Source organism: Nostoc sp. DedQUE04 (assembly GCF_034530995.1).
In the GTDB taxonomy this organism is placed as follows: Bacteria; Cyanobacteriota; Cyanobacteriia; order Cyanobacteriales; family Nostocaceae; genus Nostoc.
Map to the genome: position 1 here is coordinate 57,551 of NZ_JAVRCA010000001.1, position 26,296 is coordinate 83,846.

Annotated in this window: 22 protein-coding genes and 3 pseudogenes; 5 read left to right on the plus strand and 20 right to left on the minus strand. The window is 40.2% G+C overall.

Features of this window, described 5'->3' with window-relative positions; genetic code table 11:
- Positions 1-476: 476 nt before the first annotated feature.
- From RM049_RS00255 to ppsA, 8 genes are all read right to left on the minus strand, one after another.
- On the minus strand, positions 477-830 hold the full coding sequence (locus RM049_RS00255; RefSeq protein ID WP_322702759.1) for a hypothetical protein: 354 nt from the start codon (positions 828-830) through the stop codon (positions 477-479).
- Positions 751-1,449, minus strand: a complete 699-nt coding sequence (locus RM049_RS00260; RefSeq protein ID WP_322702760.1) for a helix-turn-helix domain-containing protein — start codon at positions 1,447-1,449, stop codon at positions 751-753. Before RM049_RS00260 ends, RM049_RS00255 begins: the two co-directional genes overlap by 80 nt.
- A gap of 432 nt (positions 1,450-1,881) precedes the next feature.
- Positions 1,882-3,045, minus strand: coding sequence for a hybrid sensor histidine kinase/response regulator (locus tag RM049_RS00265; protein ID WP_322702761.1), 1,164 nt, complete (start codon positions 3,043-3,045; stop codon positions 1,882-1,884).
- Positions 3,046-3,202: 157 nt separating this feature from the next.
- Entirely contained in the window at positions 3,203-3,649 is a 447-nt protein-coding gene (locus RM049_RS00270; protein WP_322702762.1) for a response regulator, read from the minus strand.
- Entirely contained in the window at positions 3,594-5,900 is a 2,307-nt protein-coding gene (locus RM049_RS00275; protein WP_322702763.1) for an ATP-binding protein, read from the minus strand. Before RM049_RS00275 ends, RM049_RS00270 begins: the two co-directional genes overlap by 56 nt.
- A 322-nt stretch (positions 5,901-6,222) precedes the next feature.
- Positions 6,223-7,815 (minus strand): dolichyl-phosphate-mannose--protein mannosyltransferase, encoded by a 1,593-nt coding sequence (locus RM049_RS00280; RefSeq protein ID WP_322702764.1) that lies wholly within the window; start codon positions 7,813-7,815, stop codon positions 6,223-6,225.
- 17 nt (positions 7,816-7,832) lie between these two features.
- Positions 7,833-8,447 (minus strand): GNAT family N-acetyltransferase, encoded by a 615-nt coding sequence (locus RM049_RS00285; RefSeq protein ID WP_322702765.1) that lies wholly within the window; start codon positions 8,445-8,447, stop codon positions 7,833-7,835.
- A gap of 351 nt (positions 8,448-8,798) precedes the next feature.
- The gene (ppsA, locus tag RM049_RS00290) at positions 8,799-11,279 is read right to left on the minus strand and encodes a phosphoenolpyruvate synthase (protein ID WP_322702766.1); all 2,481 of its coding nucleotides are present in this window, start codon (positions 11,277-11,279) and stop codon (positions 8,799-8,801) included.
- Positions 11,280-11,476: 197 nt separating this feature from the next.
- Here ppsA and RM049_RS00295 point away from each other — a divergent pair.
- Positions 11,477-11,779, plus strand: a pseudogene (locus RM049_RS00295) (hypothetical protein); the annotation flags it as partial.
- Positions 11,780-12,172: 393 nt separating this feature from the next.
- On the opposite strand, the gene RM049_RS00300 reads toward RM049_RS00295, so the two are convergent.
- The 9 genes and pseudogenes from RM049_RS00300 to RM049_RS00340 form a co-directional block, all read right to left on the minus strand.
- On the minus strand, positions 12,173-12,424 hold the full coding sequence (locus tag RM049_RS00300) for a hypothetical protein (protein WP_322702767.1): 252 nt from the start codon (positions 12,422-12,424) through the stop codon (positions 12,173-12,175).
- Between the two features lie 37 nt (positions 12,425-12,461).
- Positions 12,462-13,643: an ABC transporter substrate-binding protein gene (locus RM049_RS00305; RefSeq protein ID WP_322702768.1), complete on the minus strand. Its 1,182-nt coding sequence runs from the start codon at positions 13,641-13,643 to the stop codon at positions 12,462-12,464.
- A gap of 25 nt (positions 13,644-13,668) precedes the next feature.
- Positions 13,669-14,553 (minus strand): CHAT domain-containing protein, encoded by an 885-nt coding sequence (locus RM049_RS00310; protein WP_322702769.1) that lies wholly within the window; start codon positions 14,551-14,553, stop codon positions 13,669-13,671.
- A 501-nt stretch (positions 14,554-15,054) separates the two neighbouring features.
- Positions 15,055-15,310: pseudogene (locus RM049_RS00315) on the minus strand (ArsR/SmtB family transcription factor).
- 17 nt (positions 15,311-15,327) lie between these two features.
- Positions 15,328-15,723, minus strand: a complete 396-nt coding sequence (locus RM049_RS00320; protein ID WP_322702770.1) for a type II toxin-antitoxin system VapC family toxin — start codon at positions 15,721-15,723, stop codon at positions 15,328-15,330.
- Positions 15,720-16,004: a hypothetical protein gene (locus RM049_RS00325; protein WP_322702771.1), complete on the minus strand. Its 285-nt coding sequence runs from the start codon at positions 16,002-16,004 to the stop codon at positions 15,720-15,722. The genes RM049_RS00320 and RM049_RS00325 overlap by 4 nt, the downstream gene beginning before the upstream one ends.
- Positions 16,005-16,088: 84 nt before the next feature.
- Positions 16,089-17,321: an aspartate aminotransferase gene (locus RM049_RS00330; protein ID WP_322702772.1), complete on the minus strand. Its 1,233-nt coding sequence runs from the start codon at positions 17,319-17,321 to the stop codon at positions 16,089-16,091.
- The gene (locus RM049_RS00335; protein ID WP_322702899.1) at positions 17,318-18,508 is read right to left on the minus strand and encodes an iron-containing alcohol dehydrogenase family protein; all 1,191 of its coding nucleotides are present in this window, start codon (positions 18,506-18,508) and stop codon (positions 17,318-17,320) included. The genes RM049_RS00330 and RM049_RS00335 overlap by 4 nt, the downstream gene beginning before the upstream one ends.
- Positions 18,509-19,237: 729 nt before the next feature.
- Positions 19,238-19,759, minus strand: coding sequence for a Ycf51 family protein (locus tag RM049_RS00340; RefSeq protein ID WP_322673282.1), 522 nt, complete (start codon positions 19,757-19,759; stop codon positions 19,238-19,240).
- Positions 19,760-20,100: 341 nt separating this feature from the next.
- Here RM049_RS00340 and RM049_RS39170 point away from each other — a divergent pair.
- A pseudogene (locus tag RM049_RS39170) lies at positions 20,101-20,151 on the plus strand (hypothetical protein); the annotation flags it as partial.
- 36 nt (positions 20,152-20,187) lie between these two features.
- On the opposite strand, the gene RM049_RS00345 reads toward RM049_RS39170, so the two are convergent.
- From RM049_RS00345 to RM049_RS00355, 3 genes are all read right to left on the minus strand, one after another.
- On the minus strand, positions 20,188-20,700 hold the full coding sequence (locus RM049_RS00345) for a hypothetical protein (RefSeq protein ID WP_322702773.1): 513 nt from the start codon (positions 20,698-20,700) through the stop codon (positions 20,188-20,190).
- 281 nt (positions 20,701-20,981) lie between these two features.
- On the minus strand, positions 20,982-22,370 hold the full coding sequence (locus RM049_RS00350) for an O-antigen ligase family protein (RefSeq protein ID WP_322702774.1): 1,389 nt from the start codon (positions 22,368-22,370) through the stop codon (positions 20,982-20,984).
- Positions 22,352-23,194: a YaaW family protein gene (locus RM049_RS00355; protein WP_322673284.1), complete on the minus strand. Its 843-nt coding sequence runs from the start codon at positions 23,192-23,194 to the stop codon at positions 22,352-22,354. Before RM049_RS00355 ends, RM049_RS00350 begins: the two co-directional genes overlap by 19 nt.
- 128 nt (positions 23,195-23,322) lie before the next feature.
- On the opposite strand from RM049_RS00355, the gene RM049_RS00360 reads away from it, so the two are divergent.
- The 3 genes from RM049_RS00360 to RM049_RS00370 all read left to right on the plus strand — a co-directional run bounded on the left by RM049_RS00360 (position 23,323) and on the right by RM049_RS00370 (position 26,292).
- A complete protein-coding gene (locus RM049_RS00360) occupies positions 23,323-24,411 on the plus strand; it encodes an NAD(P)/FAD-dependent oxidoreductase (RefSeq protein WP_322702775.1) in 1,089 nt (362 codons plus the stop codon).
- Positions 24,412-24,918: 507 nt separating this feature from the next.
- The gene (locus RM049_RS00365; protein WP_322702776.1) at positions 24,919-25,293 is read left to right on the plus strand and encodes a hypothetical protein; all 375 of its coding nucleotides are present in this window, start codon (positions 24,919-24,921) and stop codon (positions 25,291-25,293) included.
- A 198-nt stretch (positions 25,294-25,491) separates the two neighbouring features.
- Positions 25,492-26,292, plus strand: a complete 801-nt coding sequence (locus tag RM049_RS00370) for an SIMPL domain-containing protein (RefSeq protein ID WP_322702777.1) — start codon at positions 25,492-25,494, stop codon at positions 26,290-26,292.
- The last annotated feature ends 4 nt before the right edge of the window (positions 26,293-26,296 follow it).

Consider the following 26,296-nt stretch of genomic DNA (forward strand, 5'->3'; position numbering starts at 1 on the left):
GAACTTGATTGAAGAAGCTGTTGTGAATGCATCTGCAAGATGAAAACAAGTTTTAAAACAAAACTCACTCTCAGAACTGTCTGAAGAAGAACAGAAAAACATTACGGGTAGTGGAGTAGCAACAGATGTGAGAGATGCGATAATTTTATTAGGCGGCTATCTACTGGGTTAGTACTGCTGGGCGTAATTTGTAATTTATATACCGCAGATATTTGATTACTTTGGAATGGATGGTTTATTTCCAAGTTGCGGTACTAGTTTTAATAATCCTTGCAAAAACAGGTTGTGGTAGTAACTTAACTACCACAATTTTCTCTACATCAAAATTGGTTGATAAATTTAAAAATTATGACATTTGTCTTAAACTATCATATATTGTCGATTATTTAATTGAACAGGAATTATGTAATCAGTTAGAACAACCACCGATTAAGGTAGAATTACTTACAGCTAAAAACTTTAATTTATTAGTTACTTTACCAGGCAATCGCAGAATTAGGTAATAGTGTAACGCCTTCTAGTTCTGGGATAAGTAGGCGGACTTGCCCTTCTCTTGTGTGGAGAAACAGTTGAGTGCCGGGACGCATATGGCGCTTGAGAGTAATCATTAGGTCGATGGAGCGCAGGATTGTTTCTTTGGTATTAGGAGCTGCGATCGCAATATAAATTCCTGGTTGAACATCAGTTCCTTGCCAGAATTTGCCGACTTTCGGGTTGATAAATTTAACTTGTTGAAGATAGTGTTGAAATTCATCTGTCGAAAGAGAATGCCCCAGAATTTTGTTGAACTGTTGTAGAGTTACTAATTGAGCTAATATATCTTGCGCCATAAATGTCTACATCTTTTGCTAATTTTGCAAAGTTAATAGATAAAAATTCGGGATTATCAGGAATAACTGCCGATTTCAGGTCATTAATCAAAATTTTGGAACCTTGAGTCTGTTCAGTGCTGTTTTGTTCAGAATTGCTGGGTTTTGGTACTGTGGATAATCCCATCTGTTTGAGCAGGCGCTTGATATGGCGATCGCTCACTTCAATCCCAAATTCTTTTGCTAGATGTTTCCCCAGCCAGTTAGCTGTCCATCGCCTGAAAGAATACCCATGATCGCGGGGACTACCTTTAATCAGTTCTTTCAAACGTTCTAAATACTCGTCATTTATTGCCTTCGGGCGGCCAATGGGGCAATCTTGCCATTGGTGCGCCATCCCTGTTCGGGCTATGTGCATCCAATGCCTTGCTGTTGCTGGACAACACCCCAAAATTTGACAAATTTCAGTTTGGGTTTTTCCCTCATCTGCCAACAACATGATTTCAATACGTTGTTGGTAAGATTCGGGTAAAGTTTTTTCCAAACTTGCTAACAGTAATTTCCGTTGAAATGATGTTAAATACTTGCTGTTAGTTACTTTTATGTATCTTGTTTCAATTTTACTTTGACAGTCCGACATACACGTATAATTAACTAGATTTGTGGACACACAAATGTTTTCTAAACGATGCAGAATTTTGCAATATCCTACTTCTAGAGATATTGCAAAAGCTAATTTTTTTGCAGATGTAATACTTATTACGATTTGTTTTTTATTTTATGCAAGAAATAATTGAGTTAAGTAATATGTTTGACAACAGTTTTTAAACATTCCTTTTGTAAGCCTATATTAGGCTACAAATCCAATTTGTGAATTCCGAAAATAGCCGTTAAATTTTAGTAAATTTTTTGTAAATATAAATTTCTTCTGGGCAGAGAAAAAAGTGATCGCAAAGTCGCCATTACCACGAATGAAAATTCGTTTGAGAGATCGCATACGTAAAGGCACAGTATATTTATTGTGCCCCAATAATGAACTGTATTCCCTATATATGAAAATTGCTGTAACCGCTTAAACTTCTAGTAAAGGAAGGGTAACGGTAAAGGTTGTACCAACTCCAACTTGGCTATTAACTACAATTTCGCCCCCGTGTGCATCAACACATTTTTTGGCGATCGCTAGCCCCAAGCCAGTACCAGGTATGTTTCCCACATTGTCCGCCCGTCGGAAAGGCTGAAACAATCGTTTTTGGTTTTCTTGAGGAATGCCAATTCCCCAATCTTGAACTCGGAAAATTACCGCTTTTTCCTGACCAATTAGTTCAAAGCGCACTATACCGCCCGGTAGTGAATACTTAATAGCATTGCTAAGTAAATTGCCCAAAATGTGCCGCAGTAGGCTTTCATCCCATAAAGCTTCATCTAATTGCCCAAAACTGGCGAACACTAAAGTCAGATGCTTATCATTTGCAATCAATCGCACTTCATCGACCATTTGGCGACAAAAGGCTTCTAAATCTAAGCAGATAACTTCAAAACCAAGCCTGCCAGAATCAGCTTTGCCGATGAATGTAACTTCATCCAATAGCTGCGCCATGTTTTTAATTGCCGAGCGAATCATTTGCAAATGATTTTGTTTTTTCTCTTTAGTTAATCTTTCATCCTGATTTTGTAGCAATCCAGCAGCCAAGAGAATAGTATTTAGCGGATTGCGGATGTCATGGGAGAGCATTGAGACAAATTCAGATTTGAACTGGTTGAGTTCATTGGCTTTTACGAGTTCCGCAGTTCGTTCTTCAACCCTAGTTTGTAACGTTTCATTGACAGTGCGTAATGATTCTAAAACCTGCTTGCGCTCGATCGCATAACGCAAAGAGCGAACCAACACATCTACATTTACCTGTCGCTTGACTAGATAATCTTGCGCCCCTTGCCGCACTGCTTCAATTGCTAGTTCTTCGTCATTAGTATTTGTTAAAACAACAATCGGTATACTTGGCGCTCGATCAATCAGAGGAGGTAGAGATGACAATCCTTGGCTATCAGGTAGAGTTAAATCTAATAAAATAACATCATAATTACATTGACTTAGTTCCTGAAGTGCTTCGCCCAATCGCATCACATGAACCAGAGTAAACTCTTGGGACTGGGCTTGCATCAGAAACTCTTGTAACAACCTAGCAGAAGCTAGGTTATCCTCAATTAACAAGATTTTTACTGAGTAGCTCACAACCATAATCTTCAGGTTTCACCCCCTATTGCTGCTCTATCTTGTCATTTGTCATTTGTCATTTGTCATTTGTCATTTGTCATTCTCCCCCTGCTCCCCTGCTTTCTGGTCACTGAGCGTAGCCGAAGTGCTGCTCCCTGCTCCCTGCTCCCTGCTCCCTGCCTCACTCCGATGGTAGCGTCACAGTAGAGAGCCAAAAATCTTCAATACTCTTGACGATTTGAAATAATTGGTTTAGGTTGCGAGATTTAGTGATATAGCAATTCACATGTAAATCGTAGCTGTGAAAAATGTCATCTTCATTTTTTGAGGTTGTTAGCACAACAACTGGAATACGCTTTAGTAGTGGGTCGGCTTTAATTTCCGCCAGCACTTCTCGACCATCTTTCTTAGGCAAATTCAAATCCAATAGAATCAGGTCAGGGCGTAGTGCATCAGCATATTCACCTTCTTGGCGTAAATAAGCCATAGCATCTATACCATCCCTGACCGTTACCACTTGGTAGGGCACTGAACTATTTTTCAACGCTTCTTGGATTAAGCGAATGTCAGCTTTATTGTCCTCGACCAAAAAGATGGTTTTGTGTCTTTCTCCCGTTTCTACGCTCAAGTTCGCGTCCTCCAACTGGAATCGTAAAGTAGAAGGTTGCGCCTTCACCTAGTTCTGACTCTACCCAGATCCGCCCCCGGTGACATTCGACAATCTTCTTACAGATGGCTAAACCCATACCTGTACCAGTATATTCATCGCGCGTATGTAAGCGCTGAAAAATTACGAAAATGCGATCGCTAAATTTTGGGTCAATGCCAATACCATTATCCTGAACTGAGAATAGCCATGCATCTTCTATCCTTTCTGCTCCCACATGGATTTGTGGGGGCCGATCGCTATGAAACTTGATGGCGTTACCGATGAGGTTTTGGAATAGCTGCATCAGTTGGGTGCTGTCAGCCATAACTACGGGTAAGGGATCGTGGGTGATAGTAGCGCCAGTTTCATTAATGCGTTGACGCAAATTGCCCAACGCCCGACTTAAAGCTTTCTCTACCTCGGTCATTTGAAATGCGATCGCTTGCATATCCACTTTCGAGTATGCCAGCACGTCATCAATCAACGTCTGCATCAGGCTAACTCCCTGCACAGCGTAACTAATAAACTCCTGAGCATCTTCGTCAAGTTCTTCGCTATACCGCATCTCTAACAGTTGCACGTAATTCACAACTTGATTGAGTGGTTCTTGCAAGTCATGAGAGGCGACGTAAGCAAACTTTTTCAGTTCGGCGTTAGAACGTTCTAAATCCTGGGCTAACTGGGCTAGTTCATCGGCTTGACGCAGCACAATATTAACAATTGCTTTCCGCAATTCTAATGCTGCTTTTACTTCTACATCTTTCCAAGGTAAAGATGTTAAGCGAACCGTCTCTTTCCACAGTTCAAATGATTTGCGCGGACACAGACGGACATTTCCTTCTGACTGGTTAACTTCAAACGCCTTATTAGGATCGCCACCCCAATTTACAGTTTGAATTACTTCTGGTCGGAACCACAAAACATAATTTCGCTTGGCGATGGGAATAGCTAATAAACCACTGGCAACATTTTTAAAACTTTCGGCATCTGGATAAATCTGTGGCAAAGAATCTGTATAGAAAACTTCTTCTTCAACATTATTTTTTAGCCATTGGACTAAAAAATTCAGGTCTTCTTCTCTAGGTGTTTCACCAACTACCGTACAATTTCCCCCAAAACAAACGGCTGCACCTTGAGCGCTGGCCAAATCTAAAAGATGTTGAGGGTTTTTAACTAAACCATCAATGAAGTTTTCTTCTTGAGACATGTATTCAATCAAGATTGATTGAAGGTGTGTGAGATTTATCCGGTGATAGTAGTCTTCTGTCTCTTCTCTAGCTGAGATTTCTGCAAATATGACTCGTCCCAAAAATTCACAAGCTTTTCGCAATTCATAGGAAACATGTTTAGGAGATTGATGGTGGCAAGCAATTAATCCCCAGAGTTTTTGATCTTTAATTAAAGAGATAGTAAGCGAAGCACCAACACCCATATTATGCAAGTACTCTGTATGACAGGAAGCAGCACTTCTGAGAATAGAGTTGGTTAAATTAATCGGGCGATCGCTAATTGGATTATTGACAGGAAAAAGCTTGACTGGCTGGGAATAAGCATCCGGGATAATTCTGATCGAATTAGCAGCAAATAACTTTCTCGCTGGTTTGGGAATATCTGACTCTGGATAATGCAGCCCTAAATATGGTTCTAAGCTTTCTAGTTTTTCTTCAGCGACAACGGAACCATGCCCATCATCATCGAATTTATATAACATTACCCTGTCAAATTCCGTTATTTTCCGAACTTCTTGAACAATAACTTGACAAAAGTCCCGGAGATTTGCTGTTTTTTCTAGTTGGTTGATAGATGCTCTAGCTAGATGATAAAAGCTTAAAAATGGGATATTTTCTTGAGTAAGAGCAGGTTCTAACTCCAAGATTAAAAATCCTTCTGTATTGCGATGAAATACTGCATCAAATACTACGTATTCATCACCTTTTTTTCGCACCCAAACTTTGGTGGGATTAATAAAATCAAGATTTTCCCCGGATAGCCCTGTTTTAATTCTCTCTATTTGAAAGGGATCTAGTAAATCTTCTAGTTGTTTATGTAACATATTTTCGGTAGCAATTCCGAAAATCTTTAGCGTATTAGTGCTAACTTGTAATATTTTTAGCTCAGGCTCCTCCAAGACTAACAGGACACCATGAGGCTGAATTTGGCTAGAAATATGAATCGGAGCCTCTTTCAAGCTAATTAAATTAATACCTGGCAATTGTAAGTTCATTTCCATGACGATCCTCCTGTGTTGTCCGGGAGCATCAAAACTAGAGTATCTATAATAATGCAGAATGATGAATGTAAAAATTTTATAATTTTCCATTCATCATTTTTACTTAGTATCTAATTTCCCATGCCCTAGTGTTGCGTTTTGCAGCCTTAGTTTTATCTGCTTGTGCTTTGAAAAGTCTAACAGTGACTAAAGTTACATAGCGATAAGAAATATGAAAACCATGTGATTAAACAATTCTGTATATGTATAGCTATGTTAAGTTGAGAAATAAGTTAGGAGTTAGGAGTTTGGAGTTATTATTTCAATACCCCATGCCCTTCAATCAAATCCAAGAGTTGAACCACATTCGCAGCTTGTAACCGTTAGGAGAAAGGGGTAAACCCAAATAAATGGGCATCCAGAAAATAAAAGCAGCCAGAATGATAAAAGTAATGGTGACACCTAGCGCCCGGAGTTGTTGATAATAACTGCAAAGACACCGATCGACAAACCAAGCGATCGCTAAAAATACAAACACCACTGCACACATATAGTGGTAAATAAAAACACATCTTGTCACTTTCACCCAAGGTAATAAGTTCGCAGCATAATTTATAACTAAATACAAAGCAATCCAAGTATCAACACTCAAGGTTGCAGGCATAGAAAAATGCTTTTCTTTCACCCAAGGAATTACCGCTTGTGACACCAGCATTCCTACTAAAAACAACATAGCAGCAACACCAAACCACCACAAAAATGGATTGCCCATTGCATGGACATCATAAATAACTTGTCCAGCACCAGCAGGTAAAGGCGGCCCCATCACAGGTAAGGGTTCGCTGATACTTTCAGCCGTTTGATAATAATATGCCATTGGTCGAGTCATCAAAGGCCATTTATACCAAGCAGCACAGTAAGGATGCACATTAGGACTATTACCACCTAGATGTAAATGAAACTTCAAAATTTGCTGATGTACTGCAATAAATCCATAAGTTTTATCTAGTTGAAGGTGAGGAATCCAGATGATGCTATAGATAAAAGCTGGGATAATTCCTAGATAAAACAGCATCTGAAAAATATTTAGCTGAGTTAAATTTTGTAGTGGTGTCTGAGATGATATAGATAAGGGGGATGAGGGAGAATAAGTAGAAACTCCTGCCTCTTGACTCCTGCCTTCTACCTGCTGACTCCTAACTCCTAACTCCTGCCTCCTACCTTCTGCCTCCTGCCTTCTGCCTCCTGCCTCCTGTTCTAATGAGGGGGATTTAAAAAAGAATTTGGAGTTAGAGAAAGAATGTATCAAATGAATTATCCAAGCTGCTATCCAAATGAGATAAGCACCTGATAGGAACCATAAACCATTCCACTTAGTACCGACTGAGGCACCAAAACCAATGCCAGCTAAAACTAACCAAAAAGAACGTCGCCGATTTTGGTTATCTAATGCCAATAATAAAAACCAGTGCCCTAACAAACCAAAAATGACGATATAAATATTACTTAGAGCATACCGAGACTCAACTAGAAAAATACCATCACAAGCTGTGAATAATCCTGCAAGTATTGCAAAGGTACGACGATAACTTAACTGATAAGCGATCGCAGCCACAACTACAGGAATAAAAGAGCCAGTAAGGGCATTGAACCAACGATAAGTCCAAGGCGATCGCAATGAACCTGTCAGTCCATTTACTGAATCGTGCCAAAAAGGAGTGTGGCTGCCAATCCAAATGCCGATGCCAATCATATATTGACTCAGCGGCGGATGAGCATTAAAAAATGGTGTATGCGTGAGATAGTTATTACCGAATTTGGCAAAGTAAACTTCATCAAATACCAGAGTGTTGAATCGCCCCAATCCCCAAAACCTCAAGGCGAGTGAGAAAAGAAATACACTCGCCATCCCAATTCGGAACCACTTTTTAGTCATTTGTCATTTGTCATTTGTCATTGGGCATTGATCAATAACCAATAAATAGTTCTTCTTCCCCTTGTCTCCCCCTGCTCCCTACTCCCCCTCCACTCTTCAGGTGCATCTAATTGAAACAGGAGTAGTTCAATATTGTAATACTTGTTTGTTTGCCCTATTGGTTTCATACCCAATTGTTCTGTTACACGGATTGAAGCATGATTTTCTGGCTTCACTACGGCATAAATCAGTGGCAAGTTTAGGACACTAAATCCGTAGTTGAGCATAGCTCGTCCTGCTTCTGTTGCATACCCTTTACCCCAAGAAGCTCGCCGCAATTCCCAGCCTACCTCATAATCTTGAGTGGGTAAACCATCTTTGTCGGGCAATTGTTTAAGAAGGATAGTTCCCACAATTGTTGTACTTTCCTTTTCAACAATTGCCCAAGCTCCAGTACCATTGTTGCGTTGATGCATTCGCTCGATACCTTCAATCAAGCGCTGACGCTGTGACTCAACACTTGCGGGGCGAGAAGATTTACCAAGAAAGTGCGTAACTTCAGGATCACTGTAAATTGCAAACGCTTGTTCGGCATCGCTTTCGGATATCCAACTGCGAATGAGCAAGCGTTCAGTTTCCAAAAGATTTGTCATCTTGCTTTTGGCTAAAATAAATTGCCATTCTGCAAAATACTAAGATACTTATGGTTGAGCAGTCAAAAGTTTTGTAGACAATTACACAAACAAAATATAGCGATCGCTATGCTATGGGCAATTATTCAGAAGTTTAATTACCCTTAGTTATGCGATGCCTACGGCGGTAAACTACGCAAATTCTGAATTTTTCCGCGATGAGCAACTTTTCGGCTGCCAAATCCGCGTGAAGATCCTTATTTTCCCCACTTTAGATGAAAGGGATGGTCTGTAACAGTCCAGCTATCTTTAAATTAGGGCATTCTTCAAGTTTTCGTGGTAACGGTTTCTAGCTGGCATAAATTACTCGAATTACGAATTACTACTCTCGACTTTTGCCACTTCCAGCATTGTCTTTAAAACCGAATCCGAATTCAGACTAATCGAGTCAATTCCTTGTTCAACCAAAAACTGAGCAAATTCTGGATAGTCGCTGGGTGCTTGTCCACAAATGCCGATTTTGCGATCGCATTTTTTCGCTGTTTCTATGACCATTTTTACCATTCGCTTAACAGCTGGACTGCGTTCATCAAACAATCGCGCTACTAACGCCGAATCCCTGTCTATCCCTAATGTCAATTGAGTTAGATCGTTAGAACCAATCGAGAAGCCATCAAATACCTCAGCAAATTCCTCAGCCAGAATCACATTACTGGGCAACTCACACATCACATAAACCTGCAAGTCGTTAACACCTTGCTTTAAACCATTTTTTGCCATCTCTGCTAAAACCAAACGCCCTTCATCAGGAGTGCGACAAAAGGGAATCATGGGGATGACATTTGTCAAACCCATTTCTTCCCGTACCCTTTTGAGGGCATGACATTCTAAGGCAAAAGCTTCTCTGTAGCCTTCATCGTAGTAACGCGCCGCCCCTCGCCAACCTAACATTGGGTTTTCTTCATGGGGTTCAAACTGTCGTCCACCTAATAAATTGGCATATTCATTACTTTTGAAATCTGAGGTTCGGACTATCACTGATTTGGGATAAAATGCTGCGGCAATTCTACCAATGCCTTGAGCTAATTTATCTACAAAATATTGGGGTTTATCGCCGTAAAGTGCGGTAATATCAGCAATTTTAGCTTTGGCAAATTCATCTTTTAACGAATCATAGTGAATCAAGGCCATTGGATGAATTTGAATTTGGTTAGCAATGATAAATTCTGTCCGCGCTAAACCTACGCCATCGTTGGGAATTGCCGATAAACTCAATGCTTCTTGGGGATTACCCACATTCATTAAAATTTTAGTGCGGGTGCGGGGTAAGTTCTCTAAAGGAACTTCTTTAACTTCAAAAGGTAATAAGCCTGGATAAACTTTTCCTTCTTCCCCTTCAGCGCAAGAAATTGTTACCTCTTGACCAGGTTTCAAGATGTCTGTAGCATTGCCACATCCCACGATCGCAGGCACACCCAATTCTCGCGCAATTATTGCTGCATGACACGTGCGACCTCCAGAATTGGTGACAATTGCACTAGCACGTTTCATAATTGGTTCCCAATCGGGATCGGTTCTCTCTGTCACCAAAACTTCCCCGACTTGGAACTGTTCTAGTTTCTGAACATCCAAAATTAGGCGTGCTTTTCCCTGACTAATTGCTTCCCCAATTGCACTTCCCGTAACCAGGGGAATTAAGGATTGGAAAGATTTTTCCCCATTCCCGATTCCCGATTCTTTATTCCCCAATACCAACCGATAACTCCACAACACATTTCCCGTCTTCTGTGACTGGACGGTTTCGGGGCGCGCTTGCACAATAAAAAGTTGGTTCGTAATCCCATCTTTTGCCCACTCGATATCCATTGGGGTGAAAATGCCGTGGACTTGGGAATAATGGTCTTCAATTAAACATGCCCAACTTGCTAGTTGTAAAATCTCTTCATCACTCAGAGCAAATTTACCTCTTTCGCTGGGTGAAACCGAAACATTTTTCGTAAATTTAGAGCCGTCATCATAAATCATTTTCAGTTCTTTACTACCCAATTTTTTATCGATAATTGGGCGGAAACCAGCTTTTAAAGTTGGTTTAAAAACATAATATTCATCGGGATTAACAGACCCCTGGACAACATTTTCACCTAAACCGTAGGCGGCTGTAATTAGTGCCGCATCCTTAAAGCCTGTTTCTGTATCAATGGAGAACATTACCCCAGAGGTTGCTAAGTCAGAACGCACCATTTTTTGCACACCCACAGCCAGAGCAATGCTAAAGTGGTCAAATCCTTTGGCGTGGCGATAAGAAATAGCGCGATCGGTAAATAGAGAAGCAAAGCATTTATGACAAGCTGCTAAAACTCCTTCGACACCTACAACGTTGAGGTAAGTTTCCTGCTGTCCAGCAAAACTAGCATCGGGAAGGTCTTCAGCAGTGGCGCTGGAACGGACTGCCACATCTGTGTCTGCATGGTATCGTTCGCAGAGACTATGGTATGCTGTGGCGATCGCCTCACGCAATTCTACAGGAAATGGTGTGTGGATTAATAGCGATCGCGCTTTTTTGCCGCGTTCTCGTAAATTTTTGACATCTTCAACATTTAAATCAGCAAAGAGTTTGCGTAGCTTTGCTTCTAACCCCGCAGATTGAATGAAATGACGATAAGCGTAAGCAGTAGTGGCGAATCCTGTGGGAACGTTAATGCCTTTGGGTGTTAGCTGTTGAATCATTTCCCCTAGTGAGGCATTTTTACCGCCAACTACTGGGATATCAGCAATCCCAATTTCATCAAACCACAAGATGAGCGATCGCTCTTGGGCAGATAGAGACAAAGTGCTTTTAGATACTGTAGCCATAAATATTACCTTTTAAGTTTATACTCAATTTGTAAGTGCATGAACTGCTACTATATTTATTTTTCCCATATTCAACTTGAGATTTTTGATTCTGTCGCGTAGTTTGATATTTGGCGATAAAATCCAAAACTATAAGCAATAAAAATTAACAATTATTCAGTTTAATAACTCGATCGAAATACCGGATGTAATAAATTATGGCGCAGCTAGAACGACTCCTGAAAATGGCAGAAGATGAACTAACTGAATACAGTACTGATGCCCGTAAAATAGAAAAGCTACGCCGTAAAATAGGTTTAACAGTATCCGTAACAGAACAGCAGCAAGTAAAAGAGGCATTACTTGCTACGATGAAATCTAATATAATTACCCAAGTTGTAGAAGAACAAAGACAAGCAGTAGCCTTACCATTTTGGGGAATTGCTGGATTGGGTTTGTTACTAGGAATTTCTTTAAATCAACCCATAGGCTTGTTAGCGTCTGTAGTTGGAACTGTATCAGATTCCTGATTTTCACCTAACTACTCTAGAATGCGAGTTAGCAATTCAGCTTGCAACAATACTCACATCCTGCCCTTGTTGTGCAGCTTTTTTGCAAAGTTGTGCCTCGAGTTCTGGGCTAAGAGAAATGACGATAGACATAGACTCGGTTTTGCTGCTAGCAAGCCTCTGCGCGTCATTCTAGCAAACTGTAATAAATTAAGCATAAGGTTGAAGTAAGTGGCATCAGACCCACATATTTGCGTTAATTAAATATGCCGATAATGGATAGCCTTAGAAAAATAAATAATCTAAAAGTATTTATATGCTGAAACTTTAATGTTCCCGTTGGGTCGGCTTACAGTATTTAGATACATTTATCTTCAGATATTTTTACTCTGCTATCTAAATTATTTAATTAGGTTTAATAGGAAATAATTGACTTGACTCACAATTTGTATCTTGACTATTTTGGGATATTGTCGATAAACAAATCAAATTACCATAATTAACAAAGCCATTTTTAAAGCGAATTTTCCCTAAAGCTCCAGTCGCAATAAAATCTGTACTCAACTGAGCGTTTATCTTTATACGAATTTTGTTAACTGCCGCATCATTAGATGGAGGGGGCAAGTCAGATTTTTTTATTGCTTCAAATAAAGCCATAGTTGCATTATAACCCATTAATGTGAACCAATTAACATTATCCGTCTTTCAAGCAGCTTGATTTAACTTTAGGATGTACATAAGCAAACGTTCCAAAGATATCTGTAGAGGTTGAAGAAGCAGACACAACTGGTAGTTTGTTGTCGTTATAGATATTTCCTAGTTTAAATGTCAAATCACTAATTTTATGACCAATCAAACCTACTATTCTTATATCTTGATTGATTTTTGATATATTAATAGTTGGTTTAATTAAGAAATTAGCTAGACTATCATCTACAAGATTTCGATCATCTACAAGTACAATTTTTATAGGAAATTTTTGAGATAAGCCGTTATTTTGAACATTCTTATTAATCTCTTGCTGGGCTAGAGCAACACCACGTAGAACTCCTAACCCATAATTATCTTGTTGACTTATAGGTGCAGCAAGTGCAATAGTGTAAGCTTGGTCTTGATGAATAATATTGGCATTATTTAAGTAGATTAATGTCTCAGGTGAATTACTGTAAAAACTTCTTGCTTCTTTTAGTGGTGCAATTCCAGAGTTATAGCCATTATTAAGAATGCGATTTATTCCCTCTTTTTTTGCCGTTGTAAATTTGGCTCGTTGTTCTTGTGGAATGTCACTACCTTCCTTTTCTGCTAAAAGCCTTTCTCCTGCGCTCATCTTATTTTTAAGATAATCATTACTGTTATCAGTCTTTATTTGAGGAGTTTGAGATTGACTTGGTGTTGGGTTAGAATTACTTGTATTTGTTTGCGATGTTTGCCAATGCAAATACGATATCAATATAATAATGCCAGCAATTCCACCAAGGATAGAAATGATATTGATGAAATTATTTTTTATGAATGTAGTTATATTTCTAACTTGCGGATCAGGCGGATCAATATGTCTAATTAGACTTCTACTACAATTAAGTTTTTCAGCAAAATAGTTTAAAAGAGCTTTATTTACTTTGTTATGAGAAAAAATAGGAAGTAGTACCTGACAACAAAGTTGGCAAAGAGCTTGTTCGTCACCTATACTAATTAGATGGTGAATAAGCATTCTAGAAAAAGTTATATCAGAATTGTCCAGAAAGTTAAGTTCAGCAGGGTTGATTCCAATTCTTCTACATAAACTTACTCGCTCTTGTTTTCTTGATTGTTGACTATCAGTTAATAATTGTGCTAATCTTTCTTGATCTGAGGAGTCTAAAAGATTTTGATACATAAAGATTAAAACATAACTTTTTATTTTATATACAATTCATTTTTGACTTAATACTTTCTAAATCAGCCAAATACCTACTTCTTTGAAAAACACCTTCAAGTACCTTACAAATTTTACAAAGAGCTTCTTGGTTATCTATACCGTGTAAATAGTCAATAAGCGTTGTAGAAAAAGCACTATCTGAACCATGAGCAATAAAGTTTAATCCAGTAGGGTCGATTCCGATTTTTATACATAGTGCTTTTCGTTCAGAAGATTCTGCTTGTCCACTGCGGATTAAAATATTTATAAGTAGTTTTTTGTCAGAATCATTTAGTTCTTGATTTGACTTAAACAATGATTTATCCGAGATTATTTTTTTCTTTAGAGTTGGGGTCAATTGCTCTGGAATCCCTGCTAACTGAATTGCCTTGCAGCCAATTTCGTGGGCAAATTCAACAGAGCGTCCTGCTCCTATAGCATTGTAAAAACCCACAGCAAATTCAATTGCTGCTCTATCTCCAATTGCCTTGTTCATGCCAATCACATAGTTAATATGTTGAGAGATCGCATCTGCCTGTACTTGAGAATAGCAACCGTTAAGGACAATACATTTAACTTCATCAGCAAACGAAGAAAACAGTCCTGCTAGGGCATCTCCATCAACTAGCTTTGCTTGCCCAGTTTCATTTTCAAATGCCAAACCAGCATCTCCCGTTCCATGCCCTAAAAAATGAACGTACTGTGGTTTTATATCCAACATTGCCTGTATGATGTCCCTTGGCTGCACTGCCCACTTCTGCTTTAAGACAAACTGATCGCGGTGTTTGGCTCTTTGCAATGCAGCATCGATTTCACGCACCTCCTCTTCTAAACGCAACCGTGATGTATTTTTAGGATTTGCCGCCAAAATTAAGATTCTTGTTACCATTTATTAAAGTTTGATAATATAAATTTATAAATTTTTCTTCTTCAATTGACACAGTATTATCGTTAGGGTAGTACATCTGTAGTAGGTGTTGGCAAACCTAAATTTACCCAAACCTTAAATAAAAAATAAAATCGTTTTATTTTTACTAGATTCTTACACTCTTTGATCTAAAGGTGCGGAAGTATTTGGTTAGATTATTTACAAAGGTTAGTTAATTTTAACTTTTGCCGTAAGGATTAAGGCAAGATGATTGAGTTTTGATATCAGTTTTTTGTAGTTGATTGCCGTAGTAGGACAGTAGTTAAATTATTTCCCAGTTTTCCCATTACCGCTTTATTTCAATAGGTATTGCAGTAACTTCTCAATAACTCGCTAGTAATCCTTAACTCGGTTTTCTATTCGTCTGCTATTCATACTCAGTAAGTGTACTTACCCCTAATCCTAGCAGAAATGGGCAGATGAAATTACGCTACTATGGCTAAAATCTGTCAGATATTCTTCTTAAACACTAAACTGGGGCAAATTCAAGCTGTAATAAATCCAGCGTCCTTCCTGACGGGAGTTAACTAAGTTAGCTTCTTTGAGGGTTTTCAGGTGAAAAGATAATTTTGACTCACTTACCCCCAAAATCTCGCACAAATCACACACAGAATTATCGCTGTTGTAGCAATTCTAACGCTTTTATCCTAAGTGGATATGAAAGGGCATGAAAGCCCGTAGCAATTAAATGAGGAATAGTGGTAGCGGAGGTTTGTATGAATTAGATTTTGATAATCAAGGCAGAATTCTTTTTACATCAGAATAAGCAAGTATTTTTTCATCTACACTCACCAAAGAAACATCATACATTCTTGCTGTTGAAACGATAATTCTATCGGCTGGATCTTTATGAAAATTACCTGGAAGTGAGTAGGAATCAATGGCAATTTGGGGAGTGATTGATAAAAGAAGTACTCCCTCTTGTGCCAAAGCAATATTAAACCATTCTTGAATCGAACAGGGAAGAATTAACTTATTTTGGGTAACAAGTCTGCTAATTTCTAACAAACTTATGGAACAAACACCTAAACCATGAGGTCTTTCGTTATTTATTGCCTCATGGTGGCGAGAGGTCAACTTTAAATCATTGTGATTCCACCAAACCCAAATATGAGTATCAAGAATGATCACAAATTGTTCACTTCATAATTTTGATTCATTTCCCAATCATCAGGAGAAATAACGGGTTTATTCGGATCTGCCAAATAAGCGTAGGGTTGCATTTCTCCAAGAGGATTAACGGCAAATTTGCTTTTATTTTCCGAAGAATAGCTAACTTGCCCCAACTTTTCTTGGATACTTTCACTCAAAATAGAAGAAGCTAGTTCTTCAACAGATATTTCTTTGAAAGCAGCAGCTTTAATTAGAGATTCTTGAGTTTCTTGACTGATGTAAATATTAGTACCAATCATGTTCACTCTTTCTACTTTTTTACATGATATCAAACATCATCAGCAAAAATTTTAGTTATGTGATGTTGGGTTTCCTGACTCTACTCAACTAACGAGATCGGCGATCGCTTCTGAAGCAGGGACTACAGCTTCAGGTTGATAGCGGATGCCAGCTTGCTTGAAGCGATGTAAAGCTTCACCCAAGCGATCGCAGTCTGCAATCAAACTGATCCTGACATAACCCTCACCTGCAACCCCAAAGGCATTACCGGGAGTAACCACAACGCCTGTTTGTTGCAACACGTTCAGGGCAAAATCTGTGGAACCAACGCCAACGGGACACTTCACCCAAAGATACATCGTCGCTTTGGTTTTGGGGATATCCCAACCCAACTCTCCTAACCCGTGAATCAGGAAATCGCGGCGGGTACGGTAGCGTTGTTGTACCTCGTGCAAATACACATCTGGCAGTTGCAAAGCTGTTTCGGCTGCTGTTTGTAATGCGGCAAAAATGCCGTAATCCAAGTTAGTTTTCAGCGTCCGCAAACCTTGAATTACATGGCGGTTGCCCACCACAAAGCCGACGCGCCAACCAGCCATATTGTATGTTTTAGATAAAGTGTGAAATTCCACACCAATATCTTTCGCACCGGGAATTTCTAACAAGCTAGTAGGTTGATAACCATCAAAAGCTAACTCGGCGTAACATAAATCATGCACCAGCAAAATTTCATATTTGCGGGCGAAGGCAACGATTTCTTCAAAAAATTCGCGGGGGGCGGTGGCGGCGGTGGGATTGCTGGGATAGTTAAAATAGAGAATTTTCGCCTGTCTGGCAACTTCGTCAGGAATGGCAGCTAAATCAATTAACCAGTCATTTTCGGGTTTGAGAATCAAACTGTGGATTTTGCCGCCAGCGATCGCCGGGCCGCGAAAATGTGCCGGATAAGCTGGGGAAGGAACGAGAACTAAATCACCAGGGTTAATGTAGGCGATCGCTAAATGAGTTAATCCTTCTTTAGAACCAAGTAGTGGCAAGGCTTCGCTATCAGGATCGAGAACCACATCATAACGGCGACGATACCAGTTAGTGATGGCACGCCGGAAACTAGCTGTGCCCTCAAAAGGAGGATAACCGTGATTGGCGGGATCTTTTAAAGCAGCGATCGCTGCTTCGACTACTGGTGCTGGCGTTGCACCATCGGGGTTTCCCATACCCAAGTCAATTAAATCTAACCCTTGTTCCCGTGCTTTAGCTTTCAGTTCATCTAAACGGGCAAATACATAAGGTGGTAGTTTTTGTATGCGTTCTGCTGGGACAATCCAATTTAAACTCATAAAACCTCGTCACTCATTCCCTTGGGCGAAACTCGATTTGTAGTATCTCTACTATCTATAGGTGCAGTGGTAGAAACCATTGCCGCCATCAACTGTTCTGGCGCGACTTTAAACGGTAGTCGATGGATGTCAGAATTAGGAACTAGAGCCATTTCGGCGGCTGTTTGCAATTCACCTAATGTAATATTGCCCAATCCCAAATCACTTAATTTCTGGGGTAGTCCAATTTCTGTGTAGAACTTTAACAACTGTTGTCGTGCCGTTGCTGCTAGTTGATTGCCTTGTAGCATTTCTTCTAAACGCAGTTGCACCAAAATCCCAAAAGCAACTTTTTCGCCATGAATACTGCCATGTCCAGAAATATGAGTTAAACCGTTATGCACGGCATGGGCGGCAACTGTGCGACACTGCGCTCCTCCAAGTCCTCCAACTACCCCGGCAAGTAACACACTGGCATCTACCACTTCTCGCCAAACCTCACTACCTGGTTCTTCAAGGGCGGCGGCTGACTTTTGCAACAAGATATCTCGCAAAACTCGTGCTTGTTGCACCGCAGCAATAATTAAAGTGTCTTGCAAGTGTCCACTGCTAACCGAGGCTTCGTACCATTTAGCGATCGCATCACCAATTCCAGCTACTAAGGTACGTTGCGGTGCAGTTTTAATCAAGTCATAATCGAGTATCAATAAGTCAGGACAACGAGATAGCCCCACATCGTAGAGAAAAGCCCCATCTTCCGAATAAACATTTGACAAGGCACTCCAGGCTGCACAAGTAGCCCCGGAAGTCGGAATTGTCACTACTGGTAGATGTAACTGTTGTGCGACTAATTTCGCTGTATCTAGGGCTTTGCCCCCACCAACACCGATAATTACATCAGCTTTATGTTCTTTTACCTTTTTCTGTAAAGATTTTAGGCTAGCTTCGCAGCAATCTGCACCATAAGAAGCTTGGACAGTATGTAACTGCTGCGCTTCTAAAACTGGTTGTAAATTTTGTTGGCTGATGGCGAGAGTAGACTTACCTGCCACAATTAACGGACGACTTCCCAAACAGGCAATTTCTGTTGCGGCTGTTTGCAACACCCCAGAACCGCGGATTACTTTTGCGGGGGAAACTGTGAGCGTAAATAATGAACTAGAGGTTTGAGTAGACAAAGAAGGTTGAGTAGAAAAATTATTGGGCATATAATCTCGTTTACCAAAACCTTGATATTTCTTAATAATATAGACTAGTGATCGAGGATACTTGTTGCCAAGCTGGTTTTTGGATAGCTCCAACCTTCCACCCAGATCATCTGGATTTGAGCCAAGCAATTCAATAGACAAGTCCTGTTGCCGACCGATTGAGTAGTTTGACGACATTGCTTGAATCTATAAATGCCCATTGGCCTGAAATTCCGAACTATCAAAGTTTTGAATAACCGTATAATTAATTAACATTACCATTGTCACATTCTCAAGAAAAGCAATCGAGAATTGATAATGTGTAGGCGATCGTGCTATTTGATGCAATTTTTAGCTACAGATATATATGTAAAGGTATGCAAATATATGTCTCTATAACCCCTTGATTTGCTGCAAAGAATTTTGAAAATGGCAACAGGGGCAATTAGGACAACAACTGACAAATTACAACTCTCAGTACCCATTACCCCACGCTGATTAACTTTTTCCCACAGTATAACCACTAAAGTGTGAATATCTTAATCTAAAAATAACCATTAATGTATCAGTAAATACAAAATAATTTTTGTCATCCTGATAACAGGTAATTTACTTTTGGTCTTTGGGCATTGGGCATTGGGCATTGGGCATTGGGCATTGGGCATTGAGCATTGGGAAGAGGCAGAGGGGAAAGACTTACTGCAACTTCTCCCCTGCTCCCCTGCCCCTCTGCTCCCCTACTCCCTGCCCTTAAGCAGTAGGTTTTGGCAATTTGGCGAAATTGTCTGTGTAAATTTTGACTGTGACTGGGGAATTTTGATGAGAAACGAGCGATCGCTTGACCTCACCCAAATAAACTGGGACAGAAATCCCTGTTTCCGGGTGGATAATGGTACGGGCGCGAACTGTCAAGTTTCCGTCTTCCTGTGTACCTGAACGACCATAAGAAAAGAGATTGCTAGCTGCTTGACGTAAAGTTGCTTCTAATTGTGTGGGTGTAATTTGGGGTGATGTGGCAATCACCGCTTGTGTTGAACCATTGTCATAAACTAGAGTGTACCGGGCTGCTCCAGGAATCACAGTCCGACTCAAGGGGACTATTGAGAGTCCAAATAAACCAGCAGTCACCACCAGCATAAAGCCAGTCGTACCCACCAACCGAAAGCGGATGCCCCATTTGAGAATAAAAGCCAAAAATGTCAAGGCAGCAAATACCAAGGTAGCTATACCTGACCATTGGGTGTACTGAAAAAAGTTAGCTGTTGTGAGCATAAGGTTGGTTATGGAGGCGTCTTTTTTTCGTTACCGACACACCCATTTTACCGAGAGCTTACACCGATTACCTGTGAGGTTGCATAGATACAACAACTTGCTCAAGCCGCTTATAGCAATTTCTAGTTACGTGAGGTACAGAAATAATGTTTTTAAACGCAGAGGAGCGCAGAGTCAAACGCAAAGGTACGCAGAGGCTTACCTAATTTTATTAGTGATTTACTCAGTACCTCAGCAGGTCGGGAAACGCTATATATCACCAAGCCTAATTTTGTGCAGTTTCACAAAGAATTCCTACCAGATCATAAAGGTTATCGAGTTTCGCCTAAGTTTAGCGGTGAATGGAGCCAACGTCAGAACAATTGAAACAGTTATACAGAGTCTTGACTTGGTTAACGCGAATATATCTCTCGGTTTACCTAGTTTTCCTAGAACAGTATTGGTTCACTAGAGACTATATGGGAATTTTTAGATGTCTGCAACCTAGTTTGAATACTATCAATTATTGCTAGCCAATCAGCATCTCTATTCCATTCAGAGTGAATCCTGGTTTTAGTTGCTGCGTCGTAGAGGTTACAAAAAACCACATTTTCTTTTCCAGCAGTTGCAGCGATAATCAGTGGCTTGGAAAAATCCTGGATACATGATGCAGCTAAAAGGAAACTTTTAGCAAAGTTCGTTTCTCTCCCAGTCCTAATAACATAAATTTCATCTGCTCTAACAAAGATATCTAACTTATTGTTGTCTCTTTCTCTATATTCTCTCGTCGTTAATTTAAGTTCCGATATATACCCAGTTAGCCCTGTTTTGTAAACAGGAATAGTTTGATCGTTATCGTAGTTATACCACAAGTAGGATTCACCGTTTAATTCTCCGCTTTTCACATATAAATAAATAGGTTCTGGTGGGTTACAAAGACCTAGTTTAATTTCAGCAATCATGTTTTATGTTCCTTTATCAAAGATAAAAGTTTTCAGATATTGCGTTAGATTCAATCTTTTTAAAATAGTGTTTAACTGAATAAAAATAATAAATATACAAAAGGGCATCTACAAGAGATGCCCGTCATGCAGGAAAACCCCAAAGGGATGTCCCTACACCTTCCCAACAATCAGCAACAGTGACTAATTAGGTATTAGTCACACTCACAGACGTGAATATAACAATCTTATTAACTTAAAACTCTCAATGTCCCCAGTGCATACACTGAAAAAACTAATAGTTAATTTTGACGAGATGCAAGCTTGTCTTTATCGCGATCGCGATGTACCACTCCAACAATAGCAGCCAAAATTAGCCATGAAAGCGCATTCAAACGAAAATCAAAGAGAGTTACATCTACTGTATTCAATAAAATCCACCCAACAAAGGACAGAAGATAACTGAAAAATATTAATTTGTCTCCTGCATCTATATATTTTGAATTTTGCAGTAATTGGACACTTGTAATCACAATCCAAGCTAGTAAGCCACAAAATAAACAAGTACTGGGAAAACCTGTTTCAGCAGATAACATCAAAAACAAGTTATGGGGATGACCCAAGGGAATCTGCATCTTTGCTTTGTAAAGTGTACTAAAACTGCGTAACCCCCAGCCAGTCCAAGGATGTTGTTGAGCTAAAGACCAGGCAAACTCCCACTGAGTTTTTCGCATTAAAGCGACTGGTCTATCTGGATACATATCGTCATTTAACCTTGCCCAAAAGAAGGCAGGAACTACGAAGCGAAAAATGTGAGCGACTGATGAGGGAGCAAAAGCTGCCAAAAGAATACTAGAGACGATCGCAGCAACGCTACCTACAAGAATGCGCCAACCTTGGTAGAGTGCATAAGCTAAACAGGCAAAAATAGCGATCGCCCACCCATTACGTGAGTTGGTAAAAATCAAGGCAATGAAATTTGTAATTACCGCCAACGTTAGGAAGAGAAAGGGAATTGGAGAGTGGGGCGCAGTAAGTCTTTCCCCTCTGCCCCTCTGCCCCTCTGCCCCTCTGCCTCTTATGCTTAATCCCCAATACCTCATCCCTAATCGCCATTGCTCGATCCACAACCCTAGACTAAGGATGAAAACTATTACTAGATAAGCTGCGAAGGTATTAGCGTGCAAGAAAAGTGAAGCGATACGACCTGGTGGGTTTCCGCCTGGTGTGATTGTCCAACTAAACACAACCCACACAAACTGAAACTTGAAACTCCAGCCGAAAAATAATTGTCCCAAGCCCATAATTGCTACAGGCATAGAACCGATCGCTAAAGCCCAAGCCATTTGCCGCAATTGAGCAAATGTTTGAATCAGAGCGCTATGGGCAGCGAAAAGTAAAAAGAATGGTAATAAATTAAATAAGCCGAGGAAAGCTGCTGTTTTGTCTTGGGCAAACCCAGCACTCACGATCAGTAATACACTCAACAGGGCAAATCCCCAGTTGAGGGGGCGGCGATTAATTTTGCGGGATTGTTTCAGCCAAGTTATTAATGAGACAAAACCTACAGTTACAGCCCCCACAAAAGGACTCAATGGGAAGATTAACAGTGCCCATAGAGAGTAGTTCCAAGAAGATTGCCAACGAGACTTGAAATATTCAAAAACCTTGTTCAAGCTGGCTCCCAACATTCCTCACGAGTGAGGCGAATTTGAGCTAAGGCGAAGATAGTGGGGATGATTCGACCATAGTTAGTAGCGATCGCTCTCCAGCCCAAATCTGCAATAAACCAAGTCCACATCATTGGCCCAATCACGGCAAACATCGTGCGGGCTGCCCCATAACGAGCTGCACTCACTGTCATACCCCGTTGCGCCATTTGCATTGCTACATAGCTTTGAAATTGCGTTGCAGCTGCTTCTGAGCCTGTAATTGCCGCTTGTTTGGCTACTTCATAAGTAGCAAAGTGGATGGCGAATTGACGGGCAATTTGCTTAAGTACAAGCGGCTGGAGAAGAGAAGTAATCGCGATCGCACTACCGCCTTTGAAAAGTAACCCCAAGGGGTCGCGTTGTAATAAAAGTGGTAAAGGTTGTTTTAATTCTGATTTGAGCAGCTGGCGCTGCACTTGTACAGTCAATTTTTGTTTTTCTTGTTCCGGCAATTTTTTCCACACCTGTCCTAGTAGATGCAAAAAGACTTCTGCTTCTAAATCAATAGTTGCCAGCTGATGAGAATAGGGAATTTTTAGATACTTACATACTTGAACTAACGCTTGTCGGTAAGTTACCTGTCCTGTGCGTCCTCGTAATACTGTCATCCCATCTGCCGCCAAAAAACGAAAGCGGCCCTCTAGTGCATCTAACCAAGCTTTGCGGTCTTGGCTTTGCACTTCGATGGGTTCGGGTGTGTGTACATAGTCTAAGGGATTGAACTTACGACTAAATAAAATTGCCGTTAAATCTTGCAATTCTTCTTCGGTCGCTAACTCTAGCGCCGCCCTCATTTCATCCAATTTCCCTTCCTCCCTTCCGTGCAGCTTTCTGTACCTTATTCTACTATTAGCTATTTTGTCCTTTGTTATTCGTCCTTGGTCATTTGATAAATAATGACTAAGGACGAATAACTAAGGACTATTGACTCATGACTGATATTGCAATAATTGGTGCCGGAATTGCCGGTTTAGTCTGTGCCCAGCAGTTAAGTCAAGCTGGATATTCGGTGGTAGTGGTGGAAAAGTCGCGTGGTTTGGGAGGAAGACTGGCTACACGCCGCTTGCATGGAACTTTGGCGGATCATGGGGCTTGTTACCTGAAGCCAAAGGGTGAATTATTTAGACGTTTTGTAGAGATATTGCGATCGCGCCATATCCTAAAAGTTTGGACAGATGAGGTTTACGAACTTACAACAGGCGCTCCTTTATCTGAACCGAAAAACCGCAGTCCGCGTTATGTTGCGCCTGCGGGAATGAGTGCGATCGCTAAATCCCTCGCTCCAGGTTTAGAAATATTACTGAATCAGCGTGTCATCGCTATTACTCCAACTTCCGAAGATAGCTGGCGTCTGACTCTGGAATCTAGTAATGAAGAATTAACTGCAAAAGCTATAGTTGTCGCTATTCCTGCACCCCAAGCAGTGATGTTATTGGAATCTTTGGGTGAGAGTGTATTGGATGCAGCCTTTCTTGATAACTTGCGTTCTGTAGAATTTTATCCTTCAATTAGTGCGATCGCTGGATATCCTTCTACATCTCAACCTCTCCCTCAGTGGAAAGCTTTAACTTTTGTGGATGATGCTGATTTAGCATGGATTGGTTTGGACAGTAGCAAGCGTCCTAACCCTCAACAACCACATTTTGTGGTGCAAAGTAGCGCTGATTTTGCTCAAAGTCATCTAGAATCACAGGATTTACAACCTGCCGGACAATATATGTTGCAACGAGCAGCTGAATCTCTGTCCCTTCCTTGGCTAAATACTCCCAAATGGATGCAAGTACATCGTTGGCGTTATGCCTTTCCTAGCCGTCCTTGGCACGAAGCTTTTTTGTCTGCTGGAACTCCCTTACCTTTAGTTTGCTGTGGTGATTGGTGTGGCGGCAATCTTGTCGAAGGTGCGATGCTTTCTGGATTAGCTGCGGCTGATGAAATTAATCATCAGTTACATCATCTATCTTTTGATAATGTGAACTTTTTAAACGTTTTTGCCCAATCATTTCATCTGTCGCTAGACTGATCCTGCACTATAGTGAGTCGCTATTTTTCTGACTGCTAAATCAAAGTGCAATAAATAAGTTTTTTAGATGAAATAGCAAATTTTGCTGCGAACCTAAAAAGTGATGCAGATTAGCCAAAAAGCTTAACTTAATGAAAAATTTGTTCCTAATTCAGGTTATTTAACTGCTGTTAACCTTGATCCCCTAGTCTTTGTACTGCGTTTTATGTAGATTTCTGCCAAAAAGGCACAAATTTGAAATAATTAGGATTATAAATATAAAATGCTGATAACTTACCAGCTTATGGGACGCTATTTTAATAAGTAATGCTGTAAAACAGTATAAACTTTAACTAAAATAAGCAAAGCCAAATGTCTGAGATTGTACCAAGATAAGAGGCTAGTTTTGGGGTTGATTGCATCTGTAAGTTTAATTACTTTTAACTGATTGTCATCACGACTTTGTCATCTAAAAAAGTTATTCTCTCCACCAACCATTGACTTGATTAAAAAAGGAGTTTAAAAACCATGAAAACGGTAGTCAATTTAACACAACAATCAATAGTGGGAGAAATTGAAAGTATTTTGAATACATATCCATCCCATCCATATCAACAAGCCTTTGCGATTCCTGATTTACGCCAAGAGCTAATTAATTTCGTCCTCAACCGCATTCCCTCCTTTTACAGCATCGTGTCTGATGAACAGATTTCAGGGGAGGCCGAACAAGGAAGCTTGGCTTATTACAAATTGCCTCGTAAACCTTTAGAGCAGCAACTACATTTACAGAATTTGATTCACCAAGGCATTTGTCTAATCGTTCAAGAAAAGTCAGATTGGATTAGCCATCGTGTTTGTGAAACAGTTCAACCAGCTTGTGAACCCTCTCACTGGTTTGGTTAATAGTTCTAACAAGATTTGGCTCTCTGCTGAGATATCAATAACGTCCGCAGTGAATTTTGAATTTTTGAGTTAATCCCACGACTAAAGGCTGTGGGATTAGCTCAATATTTTTTTAAGTAGATTCCTCTTGAAGTGTAAACTTTGACAATCACTAAGTTCAAAGGATATTCCCAGGATATGAGAAAAATAACTGCTCTAATGCTAAGTATTACCGTGACTGCCGGGGTAGGGGCATTAACACCCAAAGTGACTAATGCCCAATTGTTTTACCCACCAGCAAGCGATCGCCATTCATTAATGGTAATCGGTCAAGGGGTAGTGAGAGTGCCAGCAGATACAGCGGATATTGAGTTGGTATTCAGTAGTGGAGGTAGTAATGATGAGTTACAAACGCAACCATCATCCTTCCCAGAAACCCGCCGCATATCCTCACCAACTCTACTTTTTAATTACAAAACAGCAGCAGAACCTTTACCAAACAAAAAATCCCTAACTAAAGCAACTCTTCAGCCTGTAGTGGATAGCTTAGTTGCTAAAGGCATTAAGGCTGATAAAATTCAAGTGCAAATTAATCCTAATTCCAGTGAAAATAACGCCAAGATATTGGTGAGACTAGAAAAACCAACGCGCGATCGCGTCCAGGAAATTGTTGCTACAGCGAACAAGTCCACGAGCCAAATTGAAAACCTTTCTGTCAAGAGTGTGGGTGTTGACTATGCAGTAAATGACTGTCAAGCTTTGCAGAGTTCAGTTTATCAATCAGCGATGAAAGATGCTCAAAGCCGCGCCCAGGCTTTAGCATCTGCAATGGAAGTTAAACTTAGTACTCCTTCTGTCGCCGAGCCATTTTACACATTATTTTATCCTTCATGTAGTTCTAAAACTGGAGTTCCTTTGCCGTCGTTTGCTAGTTTTTTATTATCACCAGCTTACGATCCAGAAGCACCGGCAGAAGTTGAAATGAAAAAGGATATTTTTGTAACATATACAACGAAATAAACAT